The organism is Nostoc sp. UHCC 0870, assembly GCF_022063185.1.
Taxonomy (GTDB): domain Bacteria; phylum Cyanobacteriota; class Cyanobacteriia; order Cyanobacteriales; family Nostocaceae; genus Trichormus.
Genome location: NZ_CP091913.1, coordinates 188,207 through 200,000, shown reverse-complemented (window position 1 = coordinate 200,000; position 11,794 = coordinate 188,207). Strand labels below are relative to the sequence as shown.

At 44.2% G+C, this 11,794-nt stretch carries 6 protein-coding genes, 2 tRNA genes and 2 rRNA genes (1 of these 10 only partly in view); 3 read left to right on the top strand and 7 right to left on the bottom strand.

Going from position 1 to position 11,794, the window contains the following annotated elements; genetic code table 11:
- The 4 genes from L6494_RS00875 to L6494_RS00860 form a co-directional block, all read right to left on the bottom strand.
- Positions 1-315 (bottom strand): 23S ribosomal RNA (locus L6494_RS00875); it reaches 2,517 nt to the left of the window's first position.
- Between the two features lie 256 nt (positions 316-571).
- Positions 572-644: transfer RNA gene (locus tag L6494_RS00870), tRNA-Ala, on the bottom strand.
- Between the two features lie 80 nt (positions 645-724).
- A tRNA-Ile gene (locus L6494_RS00865) sits at positions 725-798 on the bottom strand.
- 124 nt (positions 799-922) lie between these two features.
- Positions 923-2,413 (bottom strand): 16S ribosomal RNA (locus L6494_RS00860).
- Together the 16S and 23S rRNA genes with 2 tRNA genes alongside form the textbook arrangement of a ribosomal RNA operon.
- A 316-nt stretch (positions 2,414-2,729) precedes the next feature.
- On the opposite strand from L6494_RS00860, the gene glyQ reads away from it, so the two are divergent.
- The 3 genes from glyQ (at position 2,730) to L6494_RS00845 (ending at position 6,851) form a co-directional block, all read left to right on the top strand.
- The gene (glyQ, locus tag L6494_RS00855; RefSeq protein ID WP_237991008.1) at positions 2,730-3,617 is read left to right on the top strand and encodes a glycine--tRNA ligase subunit alpha; all 888 of its coding nucleotides are present in this window, start codon (positions 2,730-2,732) and stop codon (positions 3,615-3,617) included.
- Positions 3,618-3,799: 182 nt separating this feature from the next.
- A complete protein-coding gene (locus L6494_RS00850) occupies positions 3,800-4,285 on the top strand; it encodes a DUF4079 domain-containing protein (protein ID WP_237991007.1) in 486 nt (161 codons plus the stop codon).
- 199 nt (positions 4,286-4,484) lie between these two features.
- Positions 4,485-6,851, top strand: a complete 2,367-nt coding sequence (locus L6494_RS00845) for a ComEC/Rec2 family competence protein (protein WP_237991006.1) — start codon at positions 4,485-4,487, stop codon at positions 6,849-6,851.
- A 5-nt stretch (positions 6,852-6,856) separates the two neighbouring features.
- On the opposite strand, the gene L6494_RS00840 is transcribed toward L6494_RS00845, so the two are convergent.
- Genes L6494_RS00840 through thrS form a run of 3 tightly spaced genes read right to left on the bottom strand, consistent with a single transcriptional unit; the run spans position 6,857 to position 11,355 of the window.
- Positions 6,857-7,828, bottom strand: a complete 972-nt coding sequence (locus L6494_RS00840) for an ROK family protein (protein ID WP_237991005.1) — start codon at positions 7,826-7,828, stop codon at positions 6,857-6,859.
- Between the two features lie 17 nt (positions 7,829-7,845).
- Complete coding sequence (locus tag L6494_RS00835; RefSeq protein ID WP_237991004.1) at positions 7,846-9,477, bottom strand: cation:proton antiporter; 1,632 nt, start codon at positions 9,475-9,477, stop codon at positions 7,846-7,848.
- 33 nt (positions 9,478-9,510) lie between these two features.
- A complete protein-coding gene (thrS, locus tag L6494_RS00830; RefSeq protein ID WP_237991003.1) occupies positions 9,511-11,355 on the bottom strand; it encodes a threonine--tRNA ligase in 1,845 nt (614 codons plus the stop codon).
- Positions 11,356-11,794: the final 439 nt, after the last annotated feature.

The window sequence follows — 11,794 nt, the reverse complement described above, 5'->3', positions numbered from 1 at the left end:
CTAGTCTCCAAGATTCGTTATCGCTGTCCCACTACCCCAATCGGTAAACCAATTGGTTTAGGCTCTTCCCCTTTCGCTCACCACTACTTAGGGAATCTCTTTTGATTTCTCTTCCTCCAGCTACTAAGATGTTTCAGTTCGCTGGGTTGGCTCTTTCCTGTCTATATATTCAACAGGTAGTATTTAGGGTTGCCCCATTCGGACATCTCCGGCTCTTCGTTTGCTTCCAACTCCCCGGAGTATTTCGTCGGTAACCACGTCCTTCTTCGCCTCTGTGTGCCTAGGTATCCACCATGAGCCCTTATTAGCTTGACCACAAACAATTGGTTTTCATCCGGCAAACACTTTGCTTCCGGCTCTGATTTCTGATTTCTTCACACTGATTTTACTCAGCACTCATCTCTCAGCACTCATCACTTTCTCTCTTCGGTGTTTGCTAATTTCTCGCTTTATCTATGCAGTTTTCAAGGTTCTGGCTGGTTTTCACCCAGCAGTCTAACTCTTTATCGATACATACTTTTATATATCTTTACTGTTAGTTGCTGAATTTTCCGGTTTCTTTTTTTTCAGGTGGAGGTTAGCGGACTCGAACCGCTGACATCCTGCTTGCAAAGCAGGCGCTCTACCAACTGAGCTAAACCCCCAAATCATAATTCGTAATTCGCAATTCTTTATTCGTATTTAATTACGAATTACGAATTAGCAATTACTAATTACTTTCAGGTGGGCCATCCTGGACTCGAACCAGGGACCTCACCCTTATCAGGGGTGCGCTCTAACCACCTGAGCTAATAGCCCAAAAGAACCTAATTATTAGTTTGAAAGCCTTTTCAACTTCTGCGACCGACCTAGGTTAGACCTTCTCAGTCTCTATTCACAACTTTCGCTGTTTTCGTTACTTGAGTGGTTTAGGTCTCCCTATAAAGGAGGTGATCCAGCCACACCTTCCGGTACGGCTACCTTGTTACGACTTCACCCCAGTCACCAGTCCTACCTTAGGCATCCCCCTCTCCTAAAAGTTGAGGTAATGACTTCGGGCGTGACCAGCTTCCATGGTGTGACGGGCGGTGTGTACAAGGCCCGGGAACGAATTCACTGCAGTATGCTGACCTGCAATTACTAGCGATTCCTCCTTCACGAAGGCGAGTTGCAGCCTTCGATCTGAACTGAGCTACGATTTCTGAGATTTGCATCACATCGCTGTGTAGCTGCCCTTTGTTCGTAGCATTGTAGTACGTGTGTAGCCCAAGACGTAAGGGGCATGCTGACTTGACGTCATCCCCACCTTCCTCCGGTTTGTCACCGGCAGTCTCTCTAGAGTGCCCAACTTAATGCTGGCAACTAAAAACGAGGGTTGCGCTCGTTGCGGGACTTAACCCAACATCTCACGACACGAGCTGACGACAGCCATGCACCACCTGTGTTCGCGCTCCCTAAGGCACTCTCCCCTTTCAAGGAAATTCGCGACATGTCAAGTCTTGGTAAGGTTCTTCGCGTTGCATCGAATTAAACCACATACTCCACCGCTTGTGCGGGCCCCCGTCAATTCCTTTGAGTTTCACACTTGCGTGCGTACTCCCCAGGCGGGATACTTAACGCGTTAGCTCCGGCACGGCTCGGGTCGATACAAGCCACGCCTAGTATCCATCGTTTACGGCTAGGACTACTGGGGTATCTAATCCCATTCGCTCCCCTAGCTTTCGTCCCTCAGTGTCAGTACAGGCCTAGCAGAACGCTTTCGCCACCGGTGTTCTTCCTGATCTCTACGCATTTCACCGCTACACCAGGAATTCCTTCTGCCCCGAACGTACTCTAGCTCTGTAGTTTCCACTGCCTTTACAAGGTTGAGCCTTGCTCTTTGACAGCAGACTTACAGTGCCACCTGCGGACCCTTTACGCCCAATCATTCCGGATAACGCTTGCATCCTCCGTATTACCGCGGCTGCTGGCACGGAGTTAGCCGATGCTTATTCCTCAGGTACCGTCATTTTTTTCTTCCCTGAGAAAAGAGGTTTACAACCCAAGAGCCTTCCTCCCTCACGCGGTATTGCTCCGTCAGGCTTTCGCCCATTGCGGAAAATTCCCCACTGCTGCCTCCCGTAGGAGTCTGGGCCGTGTCTCAGTCCCAGTGTGGCTGATCATCCTCTCAGACCAGCTACTGATCGTCGCCTTGGTGGTCTCTTACACCCCCAACTAGCTAATCAGACGCGAGCTCTTTCTCAGGCGGCAAGCCTTTCACCTTCCGGCACATCCGGTATTAGCCACCGTTTCCAGTGGTTGTCCCCGACCTGAATGCAGATTCTCACGCGTTACTCACCCGTCCGCCACTAGAATCCTAAGATTCCCGTTCGACTTGCATGTGTTAAGCATACCGCCAGCGTTCATCCTGAGCCAGGATCAAACTCTCCATTTTGTTGAGTCTTTCTTTTAGCTCTTTTGGCTGCTCTTTTACCACCTCAGCCTGGTGTCTTTATTTTCTTGACGCAGGGTAGTTGCTTTTTTTAGGCTTTCAAACTATAATTTTTTCAAGGTTCGGTTGCCCCCCGGACTGCGCTTCGTCGCGCTCTTCCCTTCAGGCACTTATCCAATATATCTAACTTCTCTTTCAGTGTCAACTCTTTTTTGAAAAAAAGTTTGCTCACTCTTTTCTGTCTCCTCTAAACTCGCTACAGTAGGGCTTTCTAGGCAACAATTTTGTATCCACTGTCCTGACTCAAGGAGAAAAGAGTGTGAATTTTCAGTCGGTAATAGCTACTTTGCATCAGTTTTGGGCTGCCCATGGTTGTTTGATTGCCCAGCCTTACGATATGGAGAAGGGCGCAGGTACTAAAAATCCTCATACCTTCTTACGGGCTTTAGGGCCAGAGCCTTGGTCTGTTGCTTATGTTGAACCTTGTCGCCGTCCTACAGATGGACGCTATGGAGAGAACCCGAATCGTTTCCAGCATTATTATCAGTACCAAGTTTTGATTAAACCCTCACCAGATAATATTCAGGAGATTTATCTTGATTCTTTGCGGGCGTTAGGAATTCGACCAGAAGACCACGATATTCGGTTTGTGGAAGATAACTGGGAAGATGCAACGGTGGGTGCTTGGGGTACTGGTTGGGAAGTCTGGCTAGATGGAATGGAAATTACTCAATTTACCTACTTCCAGCAGTGTGGGGGTATTGATTGCCGTCCCGTGTCAATTGAGATTACATATGGTTTAGAGCGATTGGCTATGTATCTCCAGGAAGTGGAGGCGATTACTAAAATTCATTGGACTGACAACATTAGTTATGGTGATGTTCACCTTCAAGGAGAAATTGAGCAGTGTACCTATAACTTTGAAGCGTCTAATCCTGAGTTGCTGCTGACTTTGTTTAATTTGTATGAGCAGGAAGCTACCCAGTTAACGGAAAAAGGATTGGTGTTACCTAGTTTGGATTACGTGATGAAGTGTTCGCACACTTTCAACTTGCTGGATGCTAGAGGAGTGATATCGGTAACGGAGAGAACACGGTATATTGCTAGAATTCGCCACTTGGCACGGAAGGTAGCTCATTTATATGTCGAGCAAAGGGAAAAGTTGGGCTTCCCTTTGCTAAAAAATGCCCTTGTTGCTCAGAACTAGTAGTCTGTCAAATCCAACCCATTTTGACGGTTAGAGATGGCGATAAATCGTCATCTCTAAAAATCCTCAGTTAATCCTTGATATACTCCTGCTTAATATTTCTTAAAACTTGGTAAAATTTCTTAACCCTCTTTAAAACAAAGAGGGTTAAGAAATTTATCTACAAAAATGGTGCGTGACAGATGGTGAATTGGAGTGAAGTTCTAGAACCGATCGCAGCTGGGTTTCGTTCTCTAGGAGTACCCGAACCGATTGTACATTGGGGACATCCGTTGATGATGGCGATCGTGATTTTTGTTGTAGGTAGTTTTGTGGGAGTGGCGGGTTGGAGAGGTAAGGTGCTGGAGGATAAGGATAAAGATGCTGCGCTGAAAAGTCGGATTTCCCACCGTCAATTAGCACCGTGGTTGTTTTTATTCCTGGCAGGTGGTTATATTGGCGGGGTTTTGTCTTTAGTTATGCAGCATAAACCACTGTTTGAAAGTTCTCACTTTTGGACTGGTTCGCTGATACTATTACTTTTACTAATTAACGGTGTAATTTCTTTAAGTGGATTTTTAGGCAATAAAAAGGTTTTGCGCGCTGTTCATGCCTATTTGGGTAGTGTGGCACTCGGTGTTTTACTGCTCCATGCTGTTCTAGGGTTTAACTTAGGTATCTCTCTTTGATTTTATGAGTGCGACTGTAAAATAAAATGCAGTCATATTTTTAAGTATTTTGATCAAGCCCGCACAAGCGGGCTTTGTTTGTAGAAACGGAATGAACTATACTTCACCAAAAGTATGAAAGGTCTTCCAGACAAATCAAACTAGCTATTTTTAAGTTGGCTGTAAATTCTGTTTATCGGGTGCTGGGACAAGAAGTTTTATGATTCAGACTAGTGGTGTAATTATTTGTCTTGCCTATATTCTGGGATTATTATTCACAGTAGTTCCTGGGGGTGGAGTATGGATTTTGCCTTTAGGGATATTAAGTGCAGTTTTGTCTAGAAAGGGTTACACCAAACCACCAATAGTTTCGCAGACATCAGAAATTTCTCAAAGTAGAGTCAAAGTAACACCTAATATATGGAAAAGTAATATTCAACCGCGAGTATGGTTAATAGCTGGTTTGGTGGGATTATTGGCAAGTTTTTATCTGCAATGGCGAGTGCCAGCACCAGATGCAAATGACATTAGTCAATTCGTCCCACCAATGAATAGCAATAATCAAGAACAACTGGTAATTGTTCGTGGTGAAATCAGTAGTAGTCCTCGTGTTACCCGGAGTCAACGGGGGCAATTTTCGCTAGATGTTTCTCAAGTAGATCAAGTCAAAAATCCCGTTAAAAAGGAAAAAGGCGAGGAAAATACTCAAAAAGGGGCAACAGGTAAGTTGTATGTCACAGTACCTTTACTTCAGGTGACAGGGTTACATTCTGGGCAACAAATTGAAGTGACTGGGGTTTTGTACAAGCCTAAAGCTGCATCTAATCCAGGTGCTTTTGATTTTCAGAAGTTTCTGAAGCAGGAAGGAACATTTGCGGGTTTAATGGGGCGACAGATTAATATTCTAGATGAAGATCGGCAATGGGGATGGTGGCAAATTCGAGATAGGATTGTGCGATCGCAAGTTCGGTGGTTAGATGTTCCAGAAGGGCCACTTGTAAGTGCAATGGTTTTAGGTAGTAAAGCCGTTGATTTGCCTTATGATATCCGCGATTTATTTGTCCAAGCTGGACTAGCTCATGCTTTGGCGGCTTCAGGGTTTCAAACTTCTTTAATTTTGAGTGTCATATTACAGTTAACAAAGCGGGCAAAAAAAGCCACCCAAGTCACCCTGAGTTCACTGGCGTTAATCACTTTCCTGTGTTTAACAGGTGTGCAACCGTCGGTACTACGAGCCGTGATTATGGGTTTTGCGGCGTTGGTGGGTTTGGCATTAAATAGGAAGGTAAAGCAGTTAGGTTCACTGTTATTAGCAGCAACTCTTTTATTGATATTTAATCCCCTATGGATTTGGGATTTAGGTTTTCAGTTGAGTTTTTTGGCAACCTTGGGATTGGTTGTCACAGTACCTGCTATTATTAGTCGTCTAGATTGGCTACCATCGGCGATCGCTGCTTTAATTGCTGTACCTCTGGCTGCTACTATTTGGACTTTACCTGTGCAACTGTTTGTGTTTGGAGTTGTCCCTGCTTACAGTTTGCTGCTCAATATTATTACAACACCGTTAATTTCGATTCTTAGTATTGGTGGGATTATTAGCGCGATCGCAGGTTTAATGTTTCCAGAAGCTGGTAGTGTTTTGGCTAGCTTATTGCATTACCCTACTCTGTGGCTGATTGAATTAGTGAAAGTATTCAGCCAATTACCAGGAAATTCCTTGGCTGTGGGTAGTATATCGATTTGGCAGTTATTGATTATATATATAGTGATATTGTTGGTGTGGTTGGTGCGTTGGTGGCAGCAACGGTGGTGGTTTGCCAGCTTAATCGCTTTTGGTTTAGTCATTGTTCCGGCGTGGCATTCAACCAGTACGTTAATGAGAATCACTTTGCTAGAAGCTAAGGCAGAACCAGTTTTAGTAATTCAAGATAAAGGTAAAGTTACCGTAATTAATAGTGGTGATGAGGGTACAGGAAGATTCACCATTATACCATTTTTAAAACAACAAGGCGTGAATCGGATAGATTGGGCGATCGCAACGGATTTCCAAGGTAATGATAATGATGCTTGGTTAGAAGTCTTACAACAATTGCCAATTAAAAATTTCTATGCCTATGCCATCAACAAAGAAAAAACCATTACTAATCAAGTAATTCAACAAGAATTACAAAAGCAAAAGGGAATTCATCAAATTTTACCTATTGGTCAAACTATCAATACTGGTTCGATAATTGCACAATTAATCAACGAACAACCTATTTTACAATTGCAAATTCTAGGGCAAAGTTGGTTATTAGTAGGGGATGTTAAATCTCAAGAAGTGCAAAGAATAATGAAAGCTGGCGGTTGGCCTAATCCTCAAGTATTGTGGTGTAGGTCTGAGTCTTTACAAGATTTAGTTACAGCATTAAAGCCACAAGTAGCGATCGCATCTGCTGGCGATGTTGACTCTAAAACCTTAGCCGAACTTAATAAAACTTCAACTAAAATCTTTTTGACAGCACAAGATGGTGCTATTCAATGGACACCCCAGGGGGAATTTGAGTCATTTATTCAGGTAGAAGAGAATAAATCTTCTGCTATATGACTAATTCACCGTCTGAGATTTTTTGTTACATTGTCTTCAGCTAACGCTACAGCACCCCATAATGGTGCATCATCTCCTAATGCTGCGGGTACAATTTCAAACATTACTTCTGGTAAAGCTGTCTCTTTGGCTACTTTTTGTACTACATTCCACCAGATTTCGCCTGCTTTGGTGACACTGCCACCTAAAATAAACATCTGTGGATTAATTAAATTAGCCACATAGCCAAGTCCTACGCCCAACGCCCAAGCAGACTTTTGCAAAACTGCTGTAGCTACATTATCTCCTTTGGCGGCGGCTTCACTAATTAGCTGACCTGTCAGTAAATTTAAGTTATTGTCTACTAAATTCTTGAGTATCTCCCCGCTTGGGGATTCCTGTGGACTGGCTAAAATCTCTCTAGCATTTTGTGCCATGTAAGGCCCTGACGCTAAACGTTCTACACAGCCACGCTTACCACACAAACATATAGGGCCAGATGGATCTACAATCATGTGACCAATTTCACCAGCCATACCCGCAGCACCCCGCCACGGTTTACCGTTGAGTATCCAACCACCACCTACACCAGTGCTAATAGTAACGTAAAACAGGCTATCGTATCCTTGACCAGCACCAAAACGACATTCACCCAAAGCGGCAACATTGGCATCGTTATCTACACTGGTAGGTACACCAAACTCTTTTTCCAGTAAATCTTTGAGGGGAATATTTTCCCAGCCTGGGACGTGATGAGATAGTCTGACTGTTCCTGTTGTTGCATCCACCGGCCCGCCAAAGCTAACACCGATCGCTGAAGGTGTTATATCTTGTAGCAGAGAGTGAATGAGCGATCGCATGATGTCTAAATCTGTTTTAGCATCTGCATTAGCTGGAGACAAACGGCGTTCATAACGCAACCATTCCCTAGAACCAGTATTCACTACAGCTGCTGCTAGTTTTGTACCACCAAAATCCAGGGATAAAGTTACTCTCATAGTCGATTGTTATCTGGTTAGTTACCAATACGATCATCTTCAACTAAAATGACAGGAATTAGGCTAGATTCCAAGACTGCTTGGGAGACAGAACCCACAAGAACTTTATCCCAAGGCTGATGTCCTCGCTTGCCAATGACAATATCAGCAACTCGATATTCCTGAGCAACACGGATAATTTCCTCTGGAATTGAGCCTGTAATAGCAATGAACTTATGGCGGATGTCTGCTAAAAGTCGTTGAGTTTTTTCTTGCAGATGCTCTATTTTTGGAGGATCATCGGTGCAAATGATATGCAATACAATCACTTCAGCATCACTACGACGGGCAAGTTCGGCGGCTTTAGTCAATACCTGACTAGCTATAGGGGAGGTATCAACAGCAGCTAGTATGACAATCTGACGGGCGATCGCTACTTTTGTTGGATCAACCTCCCCCCGCTCTAGCAATTTTGGTGCGAAGGTGGGAATAGCCCAAGCTCCCAAGGGGGCTGTGACTAGAATAGATAAAGCAGCGATCGCTAAAATTGTCTCTCCACCCTGAACTCCCTGTGCTAAGGGAATCGCCCCAATTGCTGCTTGAACGGTAGCTTTAGCAGAATTCCCTGGGAGCAAAAACATTCGCTCCCGCCAATTCCAGCTACTCCCTAATGTAGATAAATACCATCCCAAAGCGCGGCCAATCAACGTCCCAATTGCCAGAATTACCAATCCTGGCAGTAGATTTTTTTCTAAAACTTGTAATTGAATACTTGCCCCTAACAACACAAACAAAACAATTTCTGCTATAGTCCACAGGCTATCAAAGCCAGAACGCAACCGTCGTGCTAAAGGAGCATCCAACTCAATCAAGAAAAATCCTGTTGCCATTACTGCCAGATAGCCAGAGAAGAAGGGAAATTTCTCTGCCATAACTACCAGAAACAACGCTAAACTCGCTGCAACTAGACTATCCTGCACCGCATTTTGAGTCCATTTCTGTTTCACCAGCAACAACACTAAAAGCCTGGCTGTCACTAAACCCAACACGATTCCCAAAACAATTTGGCAAATTATTTGTAGAGGCAGGATTTGAACTGCACTCAGACTTAAACCTAAAGGCAAGGTGACTGTAGAAGTTGCGCCTTGTACTAAAAAGTTAAGTAATAGACTAAACAATAGTAGTAGTAAAACATCTGACAGCGCACTGCCAGTGAGAATGGCATCGGGTATTCCCTTATCAACTCCCCAACCTAAACTTTTCAGTCGTAACATTCCCGGTACAATCACCGCCGGTGATTCTGCTCCAATGATACAACCCAGCAATAGCCCAGTGGCAAAGTCGAACTTGAAAATCCAGATGGCAGCTAAGGCAATACATAGGGCTTCACACGCCGCAGGCAGAAACCCTAATCGCAGTGCTACTGTTCCTTGTTGTCCTAGTTTTTCCCGGTCTAAACCTAAGCCTGCCTTCATCAAAATTACCATGACAGCGATCGTTCGCAAAGGAGCAGACGCTGCCAGTACATCGGGGCTAATTAGGTCAGCAACTTGAGGCCCCAGTATAATTCCCACCAAAACCATGCCTACTAATGCAGGGGCTTTTAAACGTCGGGCAATCTGTCCGACAAAAAAGCCAATAAGCAAGATGAAGATAAAACTTTCTAGCATCAGGAGTTAGTATTTTAACTAGGCGACTAATTGCTAGAAGTTTTCAAAATTAGCGATCGCTTCTTTCATTTTATCCACCACTTCATCTACAGGAATAGCTCCCAATTCCCCAGAAGCACGGGTACGGATGCTTAAGGCGTTGGTTTCCACTTCCTTTGCACCTATGACAGCCATTACAGGTATTTTATCCTTTTCAGCGTTGCGGATTAACTTACCCAAGCGATCGCCGCTAGTATCAACTTCCGCACGAATACCCAAAGCCCGCATCTTAGTTGCCACATCTTTGGTAAAGTCTAACTGTGCTTCACCAACAGGCAGCAATCTAGCTTGTACTGGTGCTAACCACAAGGGGAAATCCCCCGCATACTCTTCAATCAAAATACCAATCAGCCGTTCCAGAGAACCAAAAGGCGCACGATGAATCATCACTGGACGTTTGCGTGTCCCATCTTCCGCGACATATTCTAAATCAAACCGTTCTGGTAAGTTGTAATCTACCTGTACAGTTCCCAACTGCCACTCTCTTTCTAAAGCATCGCTGAAAATAAAGTCTAATTTGGGGCCATAAAACGCCGCTTCCCCAATACCTTCAAAGTGTTCCATCCCCAACTGTTGCACAGCACGGCGAATTGCACCTTCAGCTTTGTTCCACACATCATCAGAACCGATGTACTTATCACTAGCTGGATCTCGGAAACTCAATCTAGCTTTAAAGTTTTTTAGTTGCAGACTATTGAAGACTGACAAAATCAAATCAACTACATTCAGGAATTCATCGTCTAACTGTTCTGGGGTAACAAACAGGTGCGAATCATCCACTGTAAAACCGCGCACTCTGGTTAAACCGCCTAATTCCCCTGACTGTTCATAGCGGTACACAGTGCCGAATTCTGCCAAACGCATTGGTAATTCCCGGTAGGAACGCAACTCACTTTTATATATTTGGATATGAAAAGGACAGTTCATTGGCTTGAGAACAAAGCCTTGCTCTTCCGCCGCCGCCGCTTCATCTTCCGCCATCAAGGGGAACATATCTTCTTTATACTTCTGCCAGTGTCCAGAGGTTTTAAATAAATCCACTCTGGCAATGTGGGGGGTGACTACAGGTAAGTAACCGCGTTTTAGTTGCTCTTGTTTGAGAAAGTCTTCTAAAATGCTGCGTAACAAAGTGCCTTTGGGTGTCCACAAGGGTAAACCCGGCCCTACTTGTTCAGAAAATATAAATAATCCTAGTTCTTTACCGAGTTTGCGGTGGTCACGTCGTAAAGCTTCTGCCTTGCGTCGCTTATATTCAGCTAATTGTTCAGGGGTTTCCCAAGCAGTGGCATAAATACGTTGCAGCTGGGCTTTGGTTTCATCTCCACGCCAATAAGCACCGGCAACGCTTTCTAATTCTATGGCTTTGGGGTTGAGTTCACTAGTATTTTCTATATGAGGTCCCGCGCACAAATCCCACCACTCATTCCCCAGGTGGTAAATTGTGATTGGTTCTTCTTTAATATCTCCCAGGATTTCTAACTTGTAGGGTTCTTTGATTTCCTGAATTCTGCGTTCTGCTTCCTGGCGGCTGACTTCTTCCCGAACTACTGGCAGTTTACGGTTGATAATCTTCACCATCTCTTTTTGGATGGCTTTGAGATCCTTATCGCTAAATGCTTCTGGACTATCAAAGTCGTAATAAAAGCCATTTTCAATCCAGGGGCCGATTGTCACTTGTGCCTTGGGAAACAGCTTCTGCACTGCCATTGCCATCACATGGGAAGCGGTATGGCGAATCTTCTTTAACTTTTCTGATTCGCTGGTACGCGGTAAATACATTTTCTCAGGTTGTGCTGATGCGTTGGGGGCTTGATTAGGCGACATTGGCTGCTGAACCATTGGCAATAAGTATTTTCAAATGTAATTTATCAATTACATTTGTGAAAAATCTACCCAAATATAACACAGGGTTATCACTCTACTACGATGGTGTTCCGCCTACCGTAGCTCATTGCCTACTCTGGGGTGAGAAACTCCCTAACTACTATTCTCTTCACTGAACCGTATTGACTTATGGAGATGGAATACTACATTTTATCAGGACTTACGCACAGAGGTTATTTGTGAAGAAGGGGTGTAAGGGTATGAGGGTGTAGGGGTGTAAGGGTTTTGAACACCTACACCCCCACACCCCTATACCCCTATACCCTCGCCCAAACCCTTGATTCTTCGTATCACTACGTAAGTCCTATTTATAATGCACACTACTGATTTTTCAGAAATCTTTCTGAAGGAATAGCTTATAGTAATGTTAAGAATTGTAAAAGACGTTAATATT